Source organism: Rhodococcus opacus, assembly GCF_012396235.1.
GTDB classification, from domain to species: domain Bacteria; phylum Actinomycetota; class Actinomycetes; order Mycobacteriales; family Mycobacteriaceae; genus Rhodococcus_F; species Rhodococcus_F opacus.
In genome coordinates this window covers 101,534-121,624 of record NZ_JAAXPA010000021.1, presented here as the reverse complement: position 1 = coordinate 121,624, position 20,091 = coordinate 101,534, and the positions used below count along the sequence as shown (strand labels likewise).

Here is a 20,091-nt window from a genome sequence, read left to right as displayed (position 1 = left end):
TTGTTGCGTTCGGTAACGATGCGCCGCTGTCAGCGCGTCAGCAACGCGATGCACTCCACGTGGTGGGTGAGAGGGAACGCATCGAACGCGCGCAGCTCGTCGACATGATATCCCTGCGCGAGGTACAGACCGATGTCGCGGGCGAACGACGCCGGGTCGCATCCCACGTGCACGACCCGTTCGGCGCCCGCGGCGGCGACCGCACCGATCACGTCACGTCCGGCACCCGCACGCGGCGGATCGAGCACCACGACCTGCGGCGGGGAGGCGAGCCCGGAGATGGCGCGCTCTACCCGGTCGGCGTGGAACCGCACCTGCGGCAGGTCGGAGAGTGCCGCCTTCCCGTCCGCGACGGCCTGGCGCGAGGACTCGACGGAATCCACGTGCCCGGACGGCCCAGCGCCGCCGGCGAGGGCGGCGGCGAACACACCCACTCCCCCGTACAGGTCCCATGCGGTCTCACCCGCGGACATCCCGGCCCATTCGGAGACCACGGCCGAATACGTTTCCGCGGCCCCGCGATGCGCCTGCCAGAACCCGGTGGCGGCCAGCGCCCATTCCCGGTCGCGCACCCGCTCCACCGGGCGACCCGATCCGACGACCACCCGCTCGGCGCGCGGCGCACCGCTGGCGGCGCGACGTGCCATGGCACCGCGGCGCCCTCGACTCGTACGGCCGGTCCGCGACACCTTCGGCGGAGCGATCTCGACCACGTGCCGCTCCCCCGCGCCGTCGAGAACGATCTGCACCTCGCTGCCGGGCTTCCAATCGTGTTCGCTCACACCGTCGTAGGCGGCCGACTCGATCTGCGGGCACGCCAGGTCCGTGACGATCCCGGAACTGCGGTGCCGGTGATAGCCGGGGCGGCCGTCCGGGTCGACGGCGAGCCGCACCCGCGTGCGCCAGCCGGTGCCGTCTCCGGTGCCGGGCAGTTCCTCGACGTCCACGTCCCGCTGCACCCGCGCGAGCCGCGCCAACTGCTCGGCCACGACCTGCGCCTTCATGTCCCGCTGCACGTGCAGGCTCGCGTGCGAGAAGTCGCAACACCCCGCGCCGCCCGGACCCGACACCGGGCACACCGGGGTGACCCGCTCCGGGGACGCGTCGAGGATCTCGATCGCGTCGGCCCGGCAGTAGGACCCGCCGCGGTCCTCGGTGACGAGGGCGATCACCCGCTCGCCGGGCAGTCCGTGCCGGACGAAGACCACGCGCCCCTCATGGCGGGCGACGACGAAACCGCCGTGCCCGGGATTTCCCAGCCGCAGTTCGATGCGGCGGTCCGACCAGTTCTCACTCAACGCTTCTCGCCCGTCACTTGTCGTCGGGTTCGTAGCCGCGGCGTGACGCCCCGGCCGTGTATTCGATGTTCAGCGTCTTCGCCTTCTCGGACGAGTTCAGTTGCCACGGAACGCTGGTGACCATCACACCCGGCTGGAACAGCAGGCGGCTCTTGAGCCGCAGCGCACTCTGGTTGTGCAGGATCTGCTCCCACCAGTGCCCCACCACGTACTCGGGGATGAACACGGTGACGACGTCCCGCGGCGAGTCCTTCCGGACGCGCCGCACGTAGTCGAGCACGGGTTTGGTGATTTCGCGGTACGGCGACTCGATCACCTTGAGCGGCACCGCGATGTCGGTCTTCTCCCACTGGCGCACGAGCGCCCGGGTGTCGGGTTCGTCGACGTTCACCGTAATCGCCTCGAGGGTGTCCGGCCGTGTGGCCCGGGCATAGGCGAGCGCGCGCATCGTCGGCATGTGCAGCTTGGAGACGAGGACGATGGAGTGAGTCCGGCTGGGCAGCACCCCGTCCCATTCCTGTTCCTCGAGCTCCCGCGCGACGCTGTCGTAGTGCTTCCGGATCATCTTCATCACCACGAAGATGGCGACCATGGCCACGATCGCGATCCAGGCGCCTGCCGCGAACTTCGTGATGAGCACGATGATCAGGACGGCGCCGGTCATGGCGAGGCCGATGGAGTTGATCACCCGGGAGCGGTGCATCCGCCGGCGCTGAACCGGGTCGTTCTCCGTCGTCAGGTGCCGGGTCCAGTGCCGGATCATGCCCGTCTGGCTCAGCACGAACGAGACGAACACGCCGACGATGTACAGCTGGATCAGCTTGGTCACCTCGGCGCCGAACAGGACGACGAACGCGATCGCCGCCCCGGACAGGAACAGAATGCCGTTGCTGAACGCCAGTCGGTCGCCGCGGGTGTGCAACTGCCGGGGCAGGTAGCGGTCCTGCGCGAGGATCGAGCCGAGCACGGGGAACCCGTTGAAGGCCGTGTTGGCGGCGAGCACGAGGATCAGGGCCGTCACGACGGCGATGAAATAGAAGCCGATGGGGAAACCACCGAACACCGTCTCCGCGATCTGCGCGATCAGAGTCTTCTGGTGATACCCGGCGGGGGCGCCGATCAGCTGTTCGGCCGGGCTGTGCGCGTACACGATCCCGATCTTCTGGGCCAGGATGATGATGCCCATCAGGAGCACGATGGCAATCGATCCCAGCAGCAGCAGCGTGGTGGCCGCGTTGCGGGACTTGGGCTTCTGGAAGGCGGGAACACCGTTGCTGATCGCCTCCACACCGGTCAGTGCCGCACAGCCGGAGGAGAAGGCCCGCGCGATCAGGAACGCGAACGCGATCCCGTACAGGTGGGAGTCCTCGGCTTCGAGTTCGAATCCGGACGATTCGGCGCGCAGGTCGTCGCCGAGGACGAAGATCTGGAAGAACCCCCACAGCAGCATGAGGGCCATGCCGGCGATGAACGCGTATGTCGGGATCGCGAAGGCGGCACCGGATTCACGGATGCCACGCAGGTTGATGGCAGTCAGCAGCACGATGGCCGCGACCGCGAACAGCACCTTGTGCTGGGCCACGAACGGCACCGCCGAACCGATGTTGGACGCGGCCGACGAGATGGAGACCGCGACCGTGAGGACGTAGTCCACCAGCAGGGCGCTGCCCACGGTCAGACCCGCGTTGGGACCGAGATTGACGGTCGCGACTTCGTAGTCGCCGCCGCCCGACGGGTAGGCGTGCACGTTCTGCCGGTAACTGGCGACCACCACCGCCATCACCGCGGCGACGGCAAGTCCGATCCAGGGGGTGTAGGCGTAGGCGGAGATGCCCGCCACCGACAGCACCAGGAAGATTTCCTCGGGTGCGTAGGCCACCGACGACATCGCATCGGAGGCGAAGACCGGGAGGGCGATCCTCTTGGGAAGCAGCGTGTGCCCGAGCTTGTCGCTCCGGAAGGGTCTGCCTAGCAGTAGCCGCTTTGTGGCGGTCGAGAGCTTTGACACTGCCAAAGCGTAAGCCGTCCGCAGAAAACCTGGACCCTCACCCACCAATGTGTCCGGATTGCGATCTCTGTCTCGGTTGCTCTTCCGCCTGGGCACTGTACGGTTCGATTCGGTACGCACGTACTCGAGACGTGACACCAGAGCCCATGAACGGAGTACAAGGTGTATGTGGTCATCATGGGATGCGGCCGGGTCGGCTCATCCCTCGCTGGCTCGCTGACCCGGATCGGCCACGAGGTCGCGGTCATCGATCGCGACCCTGCCGCATTCCTGCGTCTCGAACCCGACTTCCCCGGACGCACCGTCGTCGGCATGGGATTCGACCGTGACGTGCTGGTCAAGTCCGGTATCGAGCGCGCAGAGGCATTCGCCGCCGTGTCGTCCGGAGACAACTCCAACATCATTTCCGCACGCGTGGCCCGGGAAACGTTCGGCGTGGAGCGCGTCGTCGCCCGGATCTACGACGCCAAGCGTGCCGCTGTGTACGAGCGGCTCGGGATCCCCACCGTCGCCACCGTCCCGTGGTCGACGGACCGCTTCCTGCACACCCTCACCCGCGACAGCCAGACCGCCAAGTGGCGCGATCCGTCCGGGACCGTCGCGGTCACCGAGTTGTCCCTGCACGAGGATTGGATCGGCAGGCCCGTCGCCGAACTCGAGGCGGCGACGAATTCGCGTGTCGCGTTCATCATCCGCTTCGGCACCGGCGTCCTTCCCGACCGCAAGACGGTCTTCCAGGCCGACGACCAGGTGTACATCGCGGCCGTGTCGGGAACGGTGGCCGAGGCCGTCGCGCTCGCGGGCAATCCCCCGCCTTCGGACGACTGAGACGGCAGTGAGAATGTTCACGATCGACCACCCGAACGGAAGCAATCGATGAGAGTCGCAATCGCAGGAGCTGGCGCAGTCGGACGCTCGATCGCGCGCGAACTGGTCCGCAGCGAACACGACGTCATGCTGATCGAACGCAAGCTCGAGCACGTCGAGCAGGAGTCGGTGCCCGAGGCGACCTGGGTCCACGCCGACGCGTGCGAGCTGAGCAGCCTCGAAACGGCGTCCCTCGAAACCTACGAGGTGGTGATCGCGGCCACCGGTGACGACAAGGCCAACCTGGTCCTCAGCCTCCTCGCGAAGACCGAGTTCGGGGTCAGTCGAGTGGTGGCCCGCGTCAACGATCCCCGCAACGAGTGGTTGTTCGACGAGTCGTGGGGAGTCGACGTCGCCGTCTCCACCCCCCGGATGCTCGCCTCGCTGGTGGAGGAGGCGGTGTCGGTCGGCGATCTCGTGCGGCTGATGACGCTGCGCCAGGGGCAGGCCAACCTCGTCGAGGTCACGCTGCCCGACAACACTCCGCTCGCCGGGAAACCCGTCCGCAAGCTGCAATTGCCCCGCGACGCCGCCCTGGTCACCATCCTCCGCGGCGGACGGGTCATCGTGCCGCAGCAGGACGATCCGCTCGAGGGCGGCGACGAACTGCTGTTCGTCGCGTCCGTGGACGTCGAGGACGACCTTCGAGCGGCCGTCGGGCTCTCCTGACCCGGCGGGGACCGATCGACACCCGGGAGGATCCGTTGAGTACCACCGCAACACCCGAGAGCATCGTCGTCACCGACAGCCCGCAGCAGAGCCGGTACGAGATCCACGCCGACGGTGAACTCGCGGGAATCGAGCAGTACGAAGTCGACGGGGACGTACGCGTTTTCGTTCACACCGAGATCTATCCGCGGTACGAGGGACTCGGACTCGCCCGGACGCTCGTGAGTGCGGCTCTGGACGATCTGCGCCGCCGTGGACTGCGGGTGCGCCCGGTGTGCCCGTACGTCGTGAAATTCGTGTCGAAGCATCCCGAGTACCAGGACCTCGTGGCCTGATCGGTTCGGCGACTTCGTCTCCGGCACAACCGGTCAGCGCCCCCCGGCGGCCCCTACGAGGGGCGCCGTGCTCAGGCGCGGCCGGGCTCGTCCCGGGGGCCGCCTGCTTCCGTGTCGTCCGTCGGTTCGCCGGCCTCGTCGGAGGGTCCCGGTTCGACGATCCGGTCAGCCCGGCGCACAGCCCAGATCGTCACCAGGAGCGCCAATCCCGCCAACGGCCAGCCCATCGCGATGCGCGCGAACGCGAGCCACCCGGTCTGGTCCGATTCGTAAAGTTGCGACTGCACGAGGTAGCGGGCCGCGAACACCAGCGCCCAGGCGCCAGTGGCCACGTCGTAGGCCCGTACCGCGCCACGATGGCGCCGCCAGAGGTTGCCGTGGCCGTTGAGGAATCCCCAGATCAGGCCGACGATCGGCCAGCGCACCAGAATCGAGAGCAAGAACACCGCTCCGTACGCGAGGCTCGTGTAGATCCCGAACAGGAAGTATCCCTTGGCATCGCCCGTGCGGTAGGCGATGAACGCGGAGATGCCGACGCCGAAGAACCCGGACACCGCGGGCTGGATGGGGCTGTGGCGGACGAGGCGCCAGAGGAGAATGGCGACGGCGACACCGAGGGCCGCCCAGATCGCCGGACCCAGGCCCCACACACCGTTGACCGGAACGAAGACCAGGATGGGCAGGGTCGAATAGATCAGCCCGCTGATCCCACCGAGCTGTTCGAGTATGGATTGCTGCTTCGTTTCGGTCACTCAACGAGAGTGCCACATGGGGCGGCCCCTACGATTCGCCGCGCAACTCGTAATACGGGTTGAAGATCACCTTCTGGCCGTCGCGTTCGCCGACACGTCCACGAACCAGCAGAGTCTTGCCCGGCTCGATACCCGGAATCCTCCGCCGGCCGATCCACACCAACTTGATCTGTTCCGTGCCGTCGAAGAATTCGGCTTCGATGCTGGCGTTCCCGGACTTCGGACAGGCTTCGACACTACGGAGCCGTCCCAGCATGGTGACCTCTTCGCCGCGGCTGCAGTCGCAGGCACGTTGTGCGCCGGACGCCTGAGACGTCTCGGCCATTTCCTCGGCGTCCAGCTGCTCGAGGTCCTCGGTGAGCCTGCGAGTCAGCCGACGAAAATATCCTGCCGTGGCGGGTGCCATTGCGCGCTCCTGGAGCATGTGCGACGCGAGATCTTCGCGCCGCTCGTAGGGCTGTGTATTCGCCACTGTAGACCCATTGGTTCCCGGCAACCACACCACCGGAGGAGCACCGTGAGGGACGAGGCAGGATCGTCACATGCCCTCTGATGACCGTCCCTCCGTTGCCGTTGTGCTCCCGGGTACGGGATCCGACGCGGACTTCGTGGCCCGCGCCTTCACCGAGCCCCTGACCTGCCGTGGAGTGCGCACGGCTGCAGTCGAACCCGACCCCCGGCGAGTCGTCGAAAGCTACGTCGACGCGCTCGACGCCGCGGCCGCCCGGCACGGGCGCATCCTCGTCGGAGGGGTCTCCATCGGGGCCGCCGTGGCACTGCAGTGGGCAGGATCACACCCGGATCGCGTCGCGGGCGTCCTCGCGGCACTGCCCGCGTGGACCGGGACCGCCGCGGACGCTCCCGCCGCCGCCAGCGCCCGGTTCACCGCGGCCCGGCTGCGGGCGGACGGCCTCGAACAGGTCACTGCCGAGATGATCGCCTCCAGCCCGCCCTGGCTGGGCCGGGAACTGGCGAAATCGTGGCGATCGCAGTGGCCGCACCTTCCCGCCGCACTGGACGAGGCGTCCCAGTACCACGCCCCCGGTGTCGGCGACCTCGAGCGCATCACGGTGCCGGTGGGGATCGCCGCCGCCACCGACGACGCCGTGCATCCCCTCGAGGTCGCCCACGAGTGGTCCGAACGACTACCGCACGCGGGCCTCGTCACGATGTCGCTGGACGAGATCGGCGCCGACCCGGCGATTCTCGGCTACGCCAGTCTCGATGCACTCGACTCGGTACTGCACAGGACCTGAGCGTCGAATCTCCGGGACCGGGATCAGCGACCGAGTTGCTGCATCGCCGAACCCGATTCGCCGCGACGCTGCTGCGGCGGTGCCTCCGCGGGGGGCGCCTGCTGCTCGCCCGGCGGACCCGCCGGAGCCGGCTGCTGCGGCGCGGGCTGCTGCGGAGCGGCACCCTGCTGCTGCGCCAGCTGCTGCTGGTGAGCGGCGGCCAGCTGCTGGGCGAGGGCCTCGGGCAGGACCACCGGCAGCGGCGTTCGCACCGGGTTCGGCTCGTTGCCCCGCTTCACGACGGTGTCGCGCAGGATCGCCCTGGCGGTCGCGACGAGCTCCGAGTCGGCCGTGTTGCCACCGCTCGGTCCCGCGACCACGCAGCGCACCATCCACCGGTAGCCATCGACGCCGATGAAGCGCAGGTCGGCGTTCGGGGTGACGGCGAAGACCTCGCGTCCCCACGGTCCGCTCTCGACGCTCACCGTCGCGTTGTCGTTGCGCAGCGATTCTGCGAGGTCGCCCGCGACTTCCCGCCACTGGCCCGGAGACTTCGGGGCGGCGTACGCGGCCACCGTGATGCGCCCGTGCTGGGTGACGAGATGCACGGCCTGCGGCGACCCGTCAGGCGCCATCTCGACCTGCAACTGGGCGCCCTGCGGCATCGGGACGAGCACGGAACCGAGGTCGAGGCGGGTTCCCACCTCACCGACGGTGAGGTCGGCGCCCGACTCGAGGTCGTCGGCGTCGTACGGACCGCCGTCCACCTCGGTCACGGCGTCGTAGTCGTCCTCGTAGTCCGCGTCGGCGTCGCCGGCCTCGGCGTCCGTCTCGGCGTCCTCGAAGAAACCGGGCCGGTCGTCCTCGGCTTCCTTCTTCTTACGACGTCCGAACATGATCAGGCTCCTTCACTGGCATTGCCGACGAGGCTCGCGTGGCCTCCGCTCGACCCGTGTCCGTCACTGCCGCGGGTGGTGCCGTCGAGCGACGGGACCTCGACGAACGACACCAGTTCGACCCGCTGGACGAGCAGTTGGGCGATCCGGTCGCCCCGGCGGATCTCGATCGGGGTCTCGAGGTCGTGATTGATCAGGCACACCTTGATCTCGCCGCGGTACCCGGCATCGATGGTGCCGGGGGTGTTGACCACCGACAGACCCGATTTTGCGGCCAGCCCGGAGCGGGGATGGATAAGCCCGACCGTGCCCAGCGGCAGCGCGATCGCGATGCCGGTTCCGACGAGGACCCGGCGCCCCGGCTCGATGGTCACATCGATGGTGCTGCACAGGTCGACACCGGCGTCGCCGTCGTGCGCACGCTGCGGTACCGGAATGTCGGGGTCCAGCCGCTGGAGGGCGACGGGCGGAAGGACGGGGGTCGCGGCGGGAGAAAGGCCGGGAGATAGGTCGCTCACGTGCACCGAGCCTACTCTCAGACACCGACTATCCTGGTCGGGTGTCACAAACGTCCCGGCCCGAAGTCGCGCCCACCGATAACACCTCGCCCGTGCTGTACTCCGAGCGCCTGTGGGTGCCCGTCTGGTGGTGGGCAGTGGGCTTGTTCGTCGCCGGTCTGCTCGCCGCGGAGGTGCACATGGGTGCGCCGGGTCTGCGCGCCTGGCTGCCGTACGTACTTCTGCTTCCCCTGCCCGTGTGGGGACTCGTCTGGCTCAGCCGACTCCGCGTCGAGGTCGTCGAGGAACCGAACGGTGTCCACCTGCGGGTCGGCCAGGCGCATCTGCCGCTGGACGTCATCGCGCGGGTCGCCGAAGTGCCCGGTTCGGCGAAGAGCGCGGCTCTCGGTCGTCAGCTCGACCCCGCCGCGTTCGTGCAACACCGGGTGTGGGTCAAGCCGATGGCACTGATCGTGCTCGACGACCCCGAGGACCCGACCCCCTACTGGTTGATCAGTACACGACGGCCGGCCGAGCTGCTGGCCGCCGTCAACCGTCCCCGCCCGCAGGCGGACGGAGACTGATCGGACGGTGGCCTCCCACCGTCCGCCTCTCGTACTCGCCGCCGCTCAGGCCGCGCAGTCCCTGCACACCAGCACTCCGCCCGCGTCGCTGGCGAGTCGGCTGCGGTGGTGCACCAGGAAACAGCTCGAACACGTGAATTCGTCGGCCTGCTTCGGCACGACCCGCACCGAGAGCTCTTCACCGGACAGATCCGCGCCGGGCAGTTCGAACGATTCCGCGGTGTCGGACTCGTCGACGTCGACAACAGCCGACTGAGCCTCGTTGCGTCGCGCCTTCAGTTCCTCCAGTGAATCCTCCGAAACCTCGTCGGACTCTGTTCGCCGCGGTGCGTCGTAGTCAGTTGCCATGTCGCCTTCCCCTCATCCTCTTCGGTGTATCCCGGCCCGTGCGGTACGTCGAACCGATTGTTGGTCGACCGCCCACACGAAAACCGCCTCGGCGCAGATCACACCCCGCGGCTGCACAACGCTGCAGCGAATGGGTTCGTGCCCGGAACCACGCCCCGGAAACATGATCTACGCCTCTTTTGTCATCTTCTGCCGACCCTCGTTCTGCACGCTTTGAACGACTGGGGCCGCCAGACAGTAGCCGAAGGAAGTACAAAAGTCGTAACCGAATCGACCGATCGCGCAAATTGTCTGCTAATCGTCACCAACACCACAGCAAGCTGTGACATTCCACAACGGGGACGGGTTCGGGGTTATGACGTGCCAGGGATCTAAGGTAGGTGCCGAACCTGCGCCACGACGTGTGGCCGGGCCCTGTATCGGTGCGCTGCACGGGTGCAACGTACGAAGCGCAGTTCGTAGGAGAGGTCGAGGCACACTGTGGTTTCACTGATCACCGAAGGCAGCCCGCTCGACGACAAGGGTCGTCCGTTCCGGCGGCGGCGGGCGATGCCGATCCTCGTGGTGTTCGCGGTCCTCGCCCTGCTCGGCGCCGTCGTATGGATCGGCGTCCTCGGCGACGACGAGGATCTGGCCACCACGGTCGACTGCAACCCTCCCCAGCCCGCCGCGCAACCCGTCGACCCCGCCGCCCCGCCGCAGCAGGCACTGGGTGAGAAGGTCGACGGTTCGACCCTGCGGGACGTGGAGCCTGCCGCGCTGTCCGCCACGAAGGTCCGCGTGTTCAACGCCAACGGCGAGCACGGCCAGGCGGCGCAGGTGGCCGCACAGCTCAGCGACTACGGGTTCGCGAGCGCGCCCGACGTCCAGGCGGGCAACGACCCGGTCTACGTAGACCAGAACATGCAGTGCCAGGGGCAGCTGCGATTCGGACCCAACGGCGCCGCCGCCGCGAGCGCACTCTGGCTGGTGGCCCCATGTGCCGAACTCATCCAGGACACCCGCACCGACGACACGGTCGACCTCGCGCTCGGCACCTACTTCCGCAAGATCTCGCCGAACACCGACGCCGAAGAGGTCCTGCGGTCCCTGAAGGATCCGCCGCCCGGAAGCCAGCCCGCCCCCCTCGACATCGACCTGTTGAAGGCGGCGCGCACCGCCCGCTGCTGACCGGCGGTCACCGTTCCGGGATCGGGGCGTCCACCCCGATCCCGGCGAACAGCGCGTCCAGGGCGTCGGCGATGCCGGGGGCCGCGGCCACCACCACTTCGCCGTCCGCGCTCGACGTCTGCGGGGAAGGGATGCGTACGCGGGCCCCCGCCTCGGTCGCGATCAGCGACCCCGCGGCCCAGTCCCACGGGCTCAGCCCGTGTTCGAAATGAGCGTCGACACGACCGGCCGCAACCATGCACAGATCGAGGGCCGCCGAACCGATCCGGCGGATGTCGCGCACCCTCGGCAGGATGTCCGCGATGAGGGCGCCCTGTGCCTTGCGCCGCGCCGCGCCGTACCCGAATCCGGTGGCGAGCAACGCCATCGACACGTCGGTGACCGGGTTGCACCGGAGGTCGCTCACCCGCCCGTCCGCGTCGGTGAGGGTCGCCCCGCCGCCACGTGCCGCCGCGTAGGTCGATCGGGCCGCCACGTCGACCACGGCCCCGGCGACGGACACGCCGTCGATCTGGGCGGCCACGGAGACCGCGTACGCGGGGACGCCGTACAGAAAGTTCACGGTGCCGTCGATCGGATCCACGATCCACCGCACCTCGGCGACGGAATCCTCCTCTCCCCCACCTTCTTCGCCGAGGATCGCGTCGTCGGGGCGAAGCTCCGCGAGCCGGTCGCGGATGACCTGCTCGCTCTCGGTGTCGACCACCGTGACCGGGTCGGTCGGGGTGCTCTTCGACGCGACGGAATCGCCGGATCCCGCTCGCTTGCCGACGATTCCGAAGACCTCGGGCCGTCGCGCCCGGACGTGGGCGGCGGCCTCCTCGGCCACCGCCACGGCTACCTCGAGTAGTCGCCTGGGATCGGTGCCGACGTGGCCTGGTGCGGACTCTGAACTCTGGGGTGCATGCACCCACCCATCGGAACACACTTTCGCTGCCTCACACCACCGCTGACGTTTCGCACAGCTGGTGTCATCGCCCACCGAACACGCGTCGACACACTAGTGTGACGGGCAGCAGAACTGCGCCGGAGAACACGTCGTCGTCGACACGAAGGAGCACACGCCATGACCAAAACGGGGTTCGGTGTCGACGTCGGAGGCAGTGGCGTCAAGGGTGGCGTCGTGGATCTCGAGACGGGCCAGCTGGTCGGGGACCGGATCAAGCTCCTCACTCCCCAGCCGTCCACCCCGGAAGCGGTCGCGGAGACCGTCGCCGAGATCATCCGCCAGGCGGAATGGGACGGACCGGTCGGTATCACGCTGCCGAGCGTCGTCACCGGCGGTGTGGCGCGATCGGCCGCCAACATCGACAAGAAGTGGATCGGGACGGACGCCCGCGCGCTGTTCTCCGACGCACTCGGCGGCCGGCTCGTCACCGTCCTCAACGACGCGGATGCGGCGGGGATAGCGGAGGACGCGCTCGGCGCCGGCAAAGACGCGAAGGGTGTCGTCATCCTCCTCACGTTCGGCACCGGCATCGGCTCGGCGATCCTCCACGACGGCGTCCTGCTTCCCAACACCGAGTTCGGGCACATGGAGGTGGACGGCAAGGAAGCCGAGCATCGGGCGGCGTCCTCGGTCAAGGAGAAGAAGGATCTGTCGTACAAGGAATGGGCCGGCGAGGTGAGCCGTGTCCTCACCCGGTTCGAGAACCTACTGTGGCCGGATCTGTTCATCGCCGGCGGCGGAATCAGCCGGAAGAACGAGAAGTGGATCCCGCATCTGACCAACAGGACACCCGTCGTACCTGCTGCGCTCCTGAATACGGCGGGCATCGTCGGTGCTGCGCTCGCAATGGAAACGGGCATCGCTCCGTAACTAATTCGGATGGGTCGTTACAATGGAAGAGCCCGGCTGCGCGCCGGCGAAACCAGTAGACCTCTCCGCCGGATGACCACTCTGGCGTGACGCCGCACGACACCGTCACGAAAGGGCGTACGTGGCAGCCACCGATACACGTCAGACTGCTGATTCGACTTCGGAGTCAGGACCGGAAGCACCAGTCGGAGCGGCAGCCACCGGCACTGCTCCGGCAGCCGAGGAAGCTCCCGCGAAGAAGCCGGCGGCCAAGAAGGCTCCCGCCAAGAAGGCAGCAGCGAAGAAGGCTCCCGCCAAGAAGGCGGCAGCGAAGAAGGCGGGCGGCAAGAAGGCCACGGCCGGTAAGGGCGCGGACGGCGAGGACGTCGACGAAGACTCCGCCGACATGGAGGACATCGACATCACCGAGGGCGACCTCGCCGAGGTCGAGTCCGACGTCGTCGAGGTCGTCGCAGTCGGCGAGGACGAGGAGACCGAGGAGCCGTCCGAGAAGGACAAGGCCTCCGGCGACTTCGTGTGGGACGAGGAGGAGTCCGAAGCGCTCCGCCAGGCCCGCAAGGACGCCGAACTGACCGCGTCCGCCGACTCGGTCCGCGCCTACCTGAAGCAGATAGGCAAGGTCGCCCTCCTCAACGCCGAAGAGGAGGTCGAGCTCGCCAAGCGGATCGAGGCCGGGCTCTACGCGACCCAGATCATGCAGGAGCTGTCCGATTCCGGAGAGAAGCTCCCCGCCGCCCAGCGCCGGGACATGAGCTGGATCTGCCGCGACGGCAACCGCGCCAAGAACCACCTCCTCGAGGCGAACCTCCGCCTCGTCGTGTCGCTGGCCAAGCGCTACACCGGCCGCGGCATGGCGTTCCTCGACCTGATCCAGGAAGGCAACCTGGGCCTCATCCGTGCCGTCGAGAAGTTCGACTACACCAAGGGCTACAAGTTCTCGACCTACGCCACGTGGTGGATCCGTCAGGCCATCACCCGCGCGATGGCCGACCAGGCCCGCACCATCCGCATCCCGGTGCACATGGTGGAGGTCATCAACAAGCTCGGCCGCATCCAGCGTGAACTCCTGCAGGACCTGGGCCGTGAGCCCACTCCCGAAGAGCTCGCCAAGGAAATGGACATCACGCCCGAGAAGGTGCTGGAGATCCAGCAGTACGCTCGTGAGCCCATCTCCCTCGACCAGACGATCGGCGACGAGGGCGACAGCCAGCTCGGCGACTTCATCGAGGACTCCGAGGCCGTCGTGGCCGTCGACGCCGTGTCGTTCACCCTCCTGCAGGATCAGCTGCAGTCGGTGCTGGAGACGCTCTCCGAGCGTGAAGCGGGCGTCGTGCGCCTGCGCTTCGGCCTGACCGACGGACAGCCCCGCACCCTCGACGAGATCGGACAGGTCTACGGGGTCACGCGTGAGCGCATCCGTCAGATCGAGTCCAAGACCATGTCGAAGCTGCGCCACCCGTCCCGGTCGCAGGTGCTGCGCGACTACCTGGACTGACGAACACACCTCGATGCCCCCGGACTCCGAGCGAGTCCGGGGGCATCGTCGTGTGCGCCCGCGGCATCCGCCTACGGCCCGCTACGCGCTGGTGCGGACCCGGATCCAGGCCCCTGCCACCGGTTCGACCACCCGTGCCGCCACCGGGCCGATGACGGCCATCAGAAGGACATACGCGGTGGCGAGTGCCACGAGTTCGCTCTCCACCGCTCCGGCCGACAATGCCAGGCCTGCGATGACGATGGAGAACTCGCCGCGCGCGATCAGCGCGACCCCCGCCCGGGCCCGGCCCAGCCGCCCGACGCCCTGCTGTTTCGCCGCCCAGGCGCCGGTGACCATCTTCGTCAGCGCGGTGACGACGGCGAGCAGGACGGCCCAGCCGAGAACCGGTGGAATCGCCCGGGGGTCGGTGTTGAGTCCGAACACCACGAAGAACATCGCGGCGAACAGATCGCGGAGCGGTTCGAGGACGCGGCTCGCGTTGTGGGCGGTCGTACCGGAGATCGCGATTCCCAGGAGGAACGCCCCCACGGCGGCCGAGACCTGCATCGCCGAGCTGATCCCCGCGACGAGGAGCGCGGCGCCGAGCAGTTTCAGGAGCAGCGTCTCGCTGTCCGGGCTGTCCAGCAGGGCGGACACGTAGCGGCCGTACCGCAGGGCGATCACGAGGACGACCGAGATGACGACGAGGGAGATGCCCACCGCCTCGAGTCCACCGGCGAAACTGACGCCGGCGAGCAGAGCCGTCAGAATGGGCAGGTACACGGCCATCGCGAGATCCTCGAACACGAGAATCGAGAGCACGACCGGCGTTTCGCGGTTACCGAGCCGACCCAGGTCGCTCAGCACCTTCGCGATGATGCCCGACGACGAGATGTAGGTGACGCCGGCCATCACGACCGCGCCGGTGGGTCCCCACCCCAGCATCAGTGCTACGACCGCTCCGGGCGCGGCGTTGAGGACGGCGTCCACGACCCCGGCCATCCACGACCGTCGCAACCCGGTGACGAGTTCCGACGCCGTGTATTCCAGCCCCAGCAGAAGCAGGAGAAGAACCACGCCGATCTCGGCCGCCAGGTGGCTGAACTCGCTGATGTCGCCGAGATTGACGAAGCCGCCGCTGCCGAAGCAGAGTCCGCCGAGGAGATAGAACGGGATCGGCGACATGCCGAACTGAGCTGCCAGACGGCCCAGCAATCCGAGCGCGAAGAACACCGCGCCCAATTCGATGAGCGCGAGCGTAGTGGTGTTCACGGGACCGTCAGCCGTTGGCCAGAAGCTTGGCTGACGCGTCCAGTCCGTCTGTGGTTCCGACGGCGACCAGGAGGTCGCCGGAGGTGAGGAGGAAATCGGGCTTCGGTGACGGGTACACCTGACCGGCCCGCATGACCGCGACGATCGAGACTCCGGTGCGGGTGCGCATCGCCGTGTCGCCGAGCGGGCGGCCGTCGAACCGGGAGTCCTCCTTGATGTAGAGCTGCTTGGTGCGGATTCCGGGCAGGTCCCGGTGCTCCTCCTCCAGCTGCGCCACCAGTTGCGGTGCTCCCAGCAGGTTGCTGAGGACTGCCGCCTCCTCGGTGGTGAGCGGCACGGACGCAGCGCACGCATCGAGATCGTCGGCCTTCGAGACGATCAGATCGGTGCGACCGTCGCGGTGGGTGATGACACCGATGCGGCGACCGGCGGCGAGTTCGAAGTCCTTACGCACCCCGATACCCGGTAGTGGCGTCACTTCAACGTTCATGCCTCCACGGTAGACCGATCGGTGTGACCAACCGCGGAAGGCTCGCGTCAGTGCCGGGCCGGGAACAGTCCGTCGGTGTCGGGGCGGTAATCCTCGACCGCGGTGACCGCCGTGACGGGCAGCGTCCCGTACAGGTGTGGGAACAGCATCGACGCCGGATCCGCCGGCACGCCCGGCTCCCACCTCACCGGCGCACCGAGCGCGGCGGGGTCGAGCCTCAGCAGGACGAGGTCCGTACGCCCGGCGAACAACCTGTTGGCGGGCAGATGCACCTGGGCCGGCGTCGAGAGGTGCACGAAACCGTCCGCGGCGAACGTCGCGGGCACTCGACTGCCTTCGCGTTCCGCGGTGCGCCATTCCTCGCGGCTGCAGATGTGGACCAGCTGGTCTTCGGATTGCACACGGTGAGACTAGCGTCACGCCCCGAAACGAATCAGCTGTCAGCGAACTCGGACCGCGCGGTCTGTTCACATCTGCGCTCGTCACGTCCCTGACTGGGCGTTTCCGGCGGGTTTCGTGTGTGATGCAACACTGAGAAACGCCGATGGGAACAACGCGTAAACCCCAAACGTCTGACAGAGTAGATCCACCGCGCCACCCCCGACGCGGCGGACCAAGGCCCCAGGCACTCGGCGTCAGTCGAAGCCAGTACGGAGGAGTCATGCCCGGAACACTGACCAGCCCCCCGTTGACCGCAGCCGACCGGTGCGACCGGTGCGGTGCGGGAGCCCGCGTTCGCGCGGTACTTCCGACCGGAGGAGAGTTGCTCTTCTGCGGTCACCACGCCAACGAGCACGCAGACCGCCTTCGCGAGATGAACGCCACGATCGTGTCCGAAGCCGAAGCTGCAATCTGATACGTCAGCCCGGGTGACCCGTCCCAGGCTCACCTCTTCAGCAGAGAGACCGGCGAGTGCGATGCACTCGCCGGTCTCTTTACGTCCGCTCACCGGGTGACGGCGGTCACCACTGTCGCAGGGTGGAGATCCGCTCGGTGAGCTGATCGACGGTGGCGATCGCCGTGGGCGGTCCCCCGCAGACGCGACGCAGTTCGCCGTGGATGGTGCCGTGCGGCTTGCCCGTCCGGTGGTGGTGCATCGCGACGAGACTGTTCAGTTCCCGACGCAGCTGCGCGAGCTGTCCGGCGGCGGCCACCCGGTCCGCGACCTGGGGCACGGGCGTGTGCACGGGCGCGGGGGCGGGCTCCTGCTTGTCCAGCTGCTCCGACTGACGCTGACGGAGCAGCGCGCGCATCTGATCGGCGTCGAGCAGTCCGGGCAGACCCAGGTAGTCGGCCTCCTCGTCGGAGCCCGAGAACGTCGCCGTCCCGAAGGACGACCCGTCATAGATCACCTGGTCGAGCTCGGCGTCCGCGCCGAGCGAGGTGAACGCCTTCTCCTCCTCGCCGAGCTCGTCCTTCTGCTTGTTCGCGTCGGCGAGAAGATCGTCGTCGAAGCCGTCCTTCTCCCGATGGGGCTTGCCGAGCACGTGGTCGCGCTGCGCCTCGAGCTGGCTGGCCAGGTCGAGCAGCACCGGAACCGACGGGAGGAACACGCTCGCGGTCTCGCCCTTGCGACGGGACCGCACGAAACGCCCGATCGCCTGCGCGAAATAGAGCGGGGTGGACGCACTGGTGGCGTACACACCGACGGCCAGGCGGGGAACGTCGACGCCTTCCGACACCATGCGGACGGCGACCATCCACTTCTGGGTGCTCGCCCCGAACTCGGCGATCCGCTTGGACGCCGTGGGGTCGTCGGAGAGCACCACGACCGGGTCTTCCCCGGTGACCGCCTTCAGGGTCTGCGCGTACGCACGGGCCACGGTCTGGTCGGTGGCGATCACGAGACCTCCGGCGTCGGGCATGCCGCCCGTGCGCAGCTGGCCGAGCCGGGTGTCGGCGGCGTGCAGGACAGCGGGAATCCAGTCGCCCGACGGATCCAGGGCCGTTCGCCACGCCCGGGCCGTCTGCTCCGCGCTGAGCGGCTCGCCGAGTCGCGCAGAGAACTCCTCGCCCGCGTTGTTCCGCCAGCGTGCCTCGCCGGAGTAGGCGAGGAACACGACGGGCCGGACGACGCCGTCCGCGAGGGCGTCCGAGTACCCGTAGGAGTGATCCGCCTTCGAACGCATCAGACCCTCGCGATCGGGTTCGTATGTCACGAACGGGATCGCACTGTCGTCGCTGCGGAACGGCGTACCGGTCAGGGCGAGGCGGCGGGTGGCGTCACCGAACGCCTCCCGGATGGCGTCACCCCAGCTCTTCGCGTCGCCACCGTGGTGGATCTCGTCGAGGATGACCAGCGTGCGCCGACTCTCGGTGCGGACCCGGTGCTTGAACGGGTGGGAGGCGACCTGCGCGTACGTCACCACGACACCCTGGTAGTCGCTGGACGTCTGTCCCGTCGAGTTCGAGAAGTACGAGTCCAGCGCGATGCCGTTGCGCGCAGCCGACTCTGCCCACTGGTGCTTGAGGTGCTCGGTCGGTGCGACCACGGTCACCTGATCGACGGTGCGGTCGCGCAGCAACTCCGACGCGACCCGCAGCGCGAACGTGGTCTTACCGGCGCCCGGCGTCGCGACCGCGAGGAAGTCCTGCGGTCCGGTCGACAGATACTTCGTCAGCGCACGTCGCTGCCATGCGCGCAGCGATCCTGCGGGTCTGGCAGGTTCGGTCTGTGCGAGGTAGGCCTCGGTGCCCACGATCTGCGCGGCCTCGGTTTCCATTCTCGGCGCCGACTGGGAGCCCACTGTCTCAGCACTCACGGGCTGCCCTCCGCTGGCATGGCACTGTTTGCTCGCACTCCTCGGTATTCGATCGACATGTCCGGGTCCAGACCCGAAGGCGCTGTCCGTCAAGGAGCCTAGCGTCCGGATCCGACGCGGACCGCATTCGCGACATCCGAAAGTGACAGATTTGTCGCGACACGAGGACAGCAGCGGTGGGCAACCGGGCGTGTCGTCAGGGATGCTGGAAACATCATGACCGAAACACCCTCGACAACGCCGCAGAGTGGCGGTGACCCACCCCGGTCCGGGTGGCATCCGCTACGTCGCGCACTGAGCGTGATCGGTCACACAGCGAGCAAGGCCTGGGACGATTCGATCTTCGGAAAGGCGGCCACGGCGGCGTTCTGGCAGACACTGTCGCTGCCTCCGCTCCTGCTGGGGCTCCTCGGAATGCTCGGCTACGTCGGCGGCTGGTTCGGGCCCGACACCGTCGACATCATCCAGTCGAAGATCATCAACTTCAGCGGGACGGTGTTCAGCGACAGCGTCGTCGAACAGATCATCCGCCCCACCGTCGGCGACGTACTCGAACGTGGGCGCCCCGAGATCGTGTCACTGAGCTTCCTGCTGTCCCTGTGGGCCGGCTCCTCCGCCATTTCCACGTTCGTGGACTCGATCGTCGAGGCCCACGGCCAGCAGGAGGCGCGGCACCCGGTGTGGCAGCGCGTGTTCGCACTGCTCCTCTACGTGATGTTCCTGATCCTCGCCGTGTTCACCCTGCCGCTGGTCGCGCTGGGGCCGACGCTCGTCGGCAGGGTGCTCCCGGAGGCGTGGCGCACGATCGGGACGGAGATCGTCGACACGTTCTACTACCCCGGCGTGGGCCTGTTGCTCATCGTGGGCCTGACGACGCTGTACAAGGTGGCACTGCCCCGGTCGCTGCCCTGGCACCGGCTGCTCGGCGGCGCGCTCGTGGCGGGGGTGTTCTTCCTCGGCGCGAGCACCTGCCTGCGCCGCTACCTCTCCTGGGTGGCCGGAACCGGATACACGTACGGGGCGCTGGCCACGCCGATCGCGTTCCTGCTGTTCACGTTCTTCCTGGGTTTCGCGGTGGTGCTCGGCGCCGAGTTCAACGCCACCGTCCAGGAGTTCTGGCCCGCCCGTGCCACCCGCATCGACCAGATGCGGGATTGGATCGCCGCACAGGCCGAGAGTTCGCCGTCGACGGGTCCGGTGACCAGCCTCACACGTCGCATCGCCACCGGTCCGATCAAGGTCGTCGGCGACCGTGCCCGTCCGGATGCGGGCGAGCCGGAGCCCGGGAACGACGACGAGCCCGACGGCCCGGTACGAGAACCTCCCGAGCCACCGGGTGTGCGACGAGCGCCGGTGAAGCCTCAGTCGCCCTTGCGTAATCCTTCGTAGATCTTCTTGCAGTCGGGGCAGACCGGCGATCCCGGCTTCGCGGACTTCGTCACCGGAAACACTTCGCCGCACAACGCGACGACGTGAGTGCCCATGACGGCGCTCTCCGCGATCTTGTTCTTCTTGACGTAGTGGAAGAATTTGGGAGTGTCGTCATCGGTCGACTCGTCGGTGGTGACGTCGGGCCGTTCCTTGGTTTGAGTGCTCACCCCTCAATAATGCC

General features: G+C 68.0%; 23 protein-coding genes. 10 read left to right on the top strand and 13 right to left on the bottom strand.

Going from position 1 to position 20,091, the window contains the following annotated elements; translation table 11 throughout:
* Window positions 1-29: 29 nt before the first annotated feature.
* Together HGB39_RS25590 and HGB39_RS25585 are read right to left on the bottom strand one after the other, a co-directional pair.
* Window positions 30-1,298, bottom strand: a complete 1,269-nt coding sequence (locus HGB39_RS25590) for a class I SAM-dependent RNA methyltransferase (RefSeq protein ID WP_064081013.1) — start codon at window positions 1,296-1,298, stop codon at window positions 30-32.
* Between the two features lie 13 nt (window positions 1,299-1,311).
* The gene (locus tag HGB39_RS25585) at window positions 1,312-3,306 is read right to left on the bottom strand and encodes an APC family permease (RefSeq protein WP_043793459.1); all 1,995 of its coding nucleotides are present in this window, start codon (window positions 3,304-3,306) and stop codon (window positions 1,312-1,314) included.
* A 162-nt stretch (window positions 3,307-3,468) separates the two neighbouring features.
* On the opposite strand from HGB39_RS25585, the gene HGB39_RS25580 reads away from it, so the two are divergent.
* The 3 genes from HGB39_RS25580 to HGB39_RS25570 are packed head-to-tail and all read left to right on the top strand — an operon-like array spanning window position 3,469 to window position 5,177.
* Window positions 3,469-4,134: a potassium channel family protein gene (locus HGB39_RS25580; RefSeq protein ID WP_005263967.1), complete on the top strand. Its 666-nt coding sequence runs from the start codon at window positions 3,469-3,471 to the stop codon at window positions 4,132-4,134.
* A gap of 48 nt (window positions 4,135-4,182) precedes the next feature.
* Window positions 4,183-4,842 carry a potassium channel family protein gene (locus HGB39_RS25575; protein WP_005240868.1) on the top strand — a complete coding sequence of 220 codons (660 nt, stop codon included), beginning with the start codon at window positions 4,183-4,185 and terminating at the stop codon, window positions 4,840-4,842.
* A gap of 35 nt (window positions 4,843-4,877) precedes the next feature.
* Window positions 4,878-5,177, top strand: coding sequence for a GNAT family N-acetyltransferase (locus HGB39_RS25570; RefSeq protein WP_005573331.1), 300 nt, complete (start codon window positions 4,878-4,880; stop codon window positions 5,175-5,177).
* A gap of 71 nt (window positions 5,178-5,248) precedes the next feature.
* On the opposite strand, the gene HGB39_RS25565 is transcribed toward HGB39_RS25570, so the two are convergent.
* Together HGB39_RS25565 and HGB39_RS25560 are read right to left on the bottom strand one after the other, a co-directional pair.
* Window positions 5,249-5,929: a DUF3159 domain-containing protein gene (locus HGB39_RS25565; protein ID WP_005573330.1), complete on the bottom strand. Its 681-nt coding sequence runs from the start codon at window positions 5,927-5,929 to the stop codon at window positions 5,249-5,251.
* A gap of 28 nt (window positions 5,930-5,957) precedes the next feature.
* Entirely contained in the window at window positions 5,958-6,335 is a 378-nt protein-coding gene (locus tag HGB39_RS25560) for an OB-fold nucleic acid binding domain-containing protein (RefSeq protein ID WP_005240856.1), read from the bottom strand.
* A 136-nt stretch (window positions 6,336-6,471) separates the two neighbouring features.
* Here HGB39_RS25560 and HGB39_RS25555 point away from each other — a divergent pair, with 136 nt between their 5' ends.
* Window positions 6,472-7,185: an alpha/beta fold hydrolase gene (locus HGB39_RS25555; RefSeq protein ID WP_043793458.1), complete on the top strand. Its 714-nt coding sequence runs from the start codon at window positions 6,472-6,474 to the stop codon at window positions 7,183-7,185.
* Window positions 7,186-7,208: 23 nt separating this feature from the next.
* Here HGB39_RS25555 and HGB39_RS25550 read toward each other — a convergent pair whose 3' ends face one another.
* On the bottom strand, window positions 7,209-8,060 hold the full coding sequence (locus tag HGB39_RS25550) for a DUF3710 domain-containing protein (protein WP_168442954.1): 852 nt from the start codon (window positions 8,058-8,060) through the stop codon (window positions 7,209-7,211).
* 2 nt (window positions 8,061-8,062) lie between these two features.
* A complete protein-coding gene (gene dut, locus HGB39_RS25545) occupies window positions 8,063-8,584 on the bottom strand; it encodes a dUTP diphosphatase (protein ID WP_005569763.1) in 522 nt (173 codons plus the stop codon).
* Window positions 8,585-8,670: 86 nt separating this feature from the next.
* On the opposite strand from dut, the gene HGB39_RS25540 reads away from it, so the two are divergent.
* Window positions 8,671-9,141 carry a DUF3093 domain-containing protein gene (locus tag HGB39_RS25540; RefSeq protein ID WP_005569764.1) on the top strand — a complete coding sequence of 157 codons (471 nt, stop codon included), beginning with the start codon at window positions 8,671-8,673 and terminating at the stop codon, window positions 9,139-9,141.
* Between the two features lie 45 nt (window positions 9,142-9,186).
* Here the strand turns inward: HGB39_RS25540 and HGB39_RS25535 are convergent, their stop codons facing one another.
* Window positions 9,187-9,489 (bottom strand): DUF4193 domain-containing protein, encoded by a 303-nt coding sequence (locus HGB39_RS25535; protein WP_005240850.1) that lies wholly within the window; start codon window positions 9,487-9,489, stop codon window positions 9,187-9,189.
* 480 nt (window positions 9,490-9,969) lie between these two features.
* On the opposite strand from HGB39_RS25535, the gene cei reads away from it, so the two are divergent.
* Entirely contained in the window at window positions 9,970-10,659 is a 690-nt protein-coding gene (gene cei, locus HGB39_RS25530) for an envelope integrity protein Cei (protein ID WP_005240849.1), read from the top strand.
* Between the two features lie 7 nt (window positions 10,660-10,666).
* On the opposite strand, the gene HGB39_RS25525 is transcribed toward cei, so the two are convergent.
* Window positions 10,667-11,569: an inositol monophosphatase family protein gene (locus HGB39_RS25525; RefSeq protein WP_050998577.1), complete on the bottom strand. Its 903-nt coding sequence runs from the start codon at window positions 11,567-11,569 to the stop codon at window positions 10,667-10,669.
* A 156-nt stretch (window positions 11,570-11,725) separates the two neighbouring features.
* On the opposite strand from HGB39_RS25525, the gene ppgK reads away from it, so the two are divergent.
* Both ppgK and HGB39_RS25515 read left to right on the top strand, forming a co-directional pair.
* Entirely contained in the window at window positions 11,726-12,478 is a 753-nt protein-coding gene (gene ppgK / locus HGB39_RS25520) for a polyphosphate--glucose phosphotransferase (protein ID WP_005569766.1), read from the top strand.
* A 121-nt stretch (window positions 12,479-12,599) separates the two neighbouring features.
* Window positions 12,600-13,973, top strand: coding sequence for an RNA polymerase sigma factor (locus HGB39_RS25515; RefSeq protein WP_005569767.1), 1,374 nt, complete (start codon window positions 12,600-12,602; stop codon window positions 13,971-13,973).
* Between the two features lie 81 nt (window positions 13,974-14,054).
* Here the strand turns inward: HGB39_RS25515 and HGB39_RS25510 are convergent, their stop codons facing one another.
* From HGB39_RS25510 to HGB39_RS25500, 3 genes are read right to left on the bottom strand one after another with little or no spacing between them, the layout of a single operon-like run.
* On the bottom strand, window positions 14,055-15,227 hold the full coding sequence (locus tag HGB39_RS25510; RefSeq protein ID WP_005261095.1) for a cation:proton antiporter: 1,173 nt from the start codon (window positions 15,225-15,227) through the stop codon (window positions 14,055-14,057).
* A 7-nt stretch (window positions 15,228-15,234) separates the two neighbouring features.
* A complete protein-coding gene (locus tag HGB39_RS25505) occupies window positions 15,235-15,717 on the bottom strand; it encodes a cation:proton antiporter regulatory subunit (protein ID WP_005569768.1) in 483 nt (160 codons plus the stop codon).
* Between the two features lie 47 nt (window positions 15,718-15,764).
* Window positions 15,765-16,118, bottom strand: coding sequence for a DUF952 domain-containing protein (locus HGB39_RS25500; protein ID WP_005569770.1), 354 nt, complete (start codon window positions 16,116-16,118; stop codon window positions 15,765-15,767).
* Window positions 16,119-16,378: 260 nt separating this feature from the next.
* Here HGB39_RS25500 and HGB39_RS25495 point away from each other — a divergent pair, with 260 nt between their 5' ends.
* Entirely contained in the window at window positions 16,379-16,573 is a 195-nt protein-coding gene (locus HGB39_RS25495; protein WP_005240831.1) for a DUF7455 domain-containing protein, read from the top strand.
* Window positions 16,574-16,679: 106 nt separating this feature from the next.
* On the opposite strand, the gene HGB39_RS25490 is transcribed toward HGB39_RS25495, so the two are convergent.
* Window positions 16,680-18,440, bottom strand: coding sequence for a DEAD/DEAH box helicase (locus HGB39_RS25490; protein WP_005569771.1), 1,761 nt, complete (start codon window positions 18,438-18,440; stop codon window positions 16,680-16,682).
* Window positions 18,441-18,695: 255 nt separating this feature from the next.
* On the opposite strand from HGB39_RS25490, the gene HGB39_RS25485 reads away from it, so the two are divergent.
* Complete coding sequence (locus HGB39_RS25485; protein ID WP_037205439.1) at window positions 18,696-19,868, top strand: YihY/virulence factor BrkB family protein; 1,173 nt, start codon at window positions 18,696-18,698, stop codon at window positions 19,866-19,868.
* Here the strand turns inward: HGB39_RS25485 and HGB39_RS25480 are convergent.
* Window positions 19,841-20,077 (bottom strand): DUF3039 domain-containing protein, encoded by a 237-nt coding sequence (locus tag HGB39_RS25480; RefSeq protein WP_005240826.1) that lies wholly within the window; start codon window positions 20,075-20,077, stop codon window positions 19,841-19,843. The two genes, HGB39_RS25485 and HGB39_RS25480, sit on opposite strands and share 28 nt — an antisense overlap.
* Between the last annotated feature and the right edge of the window lie 14 nt (window positions 20,078-20,091).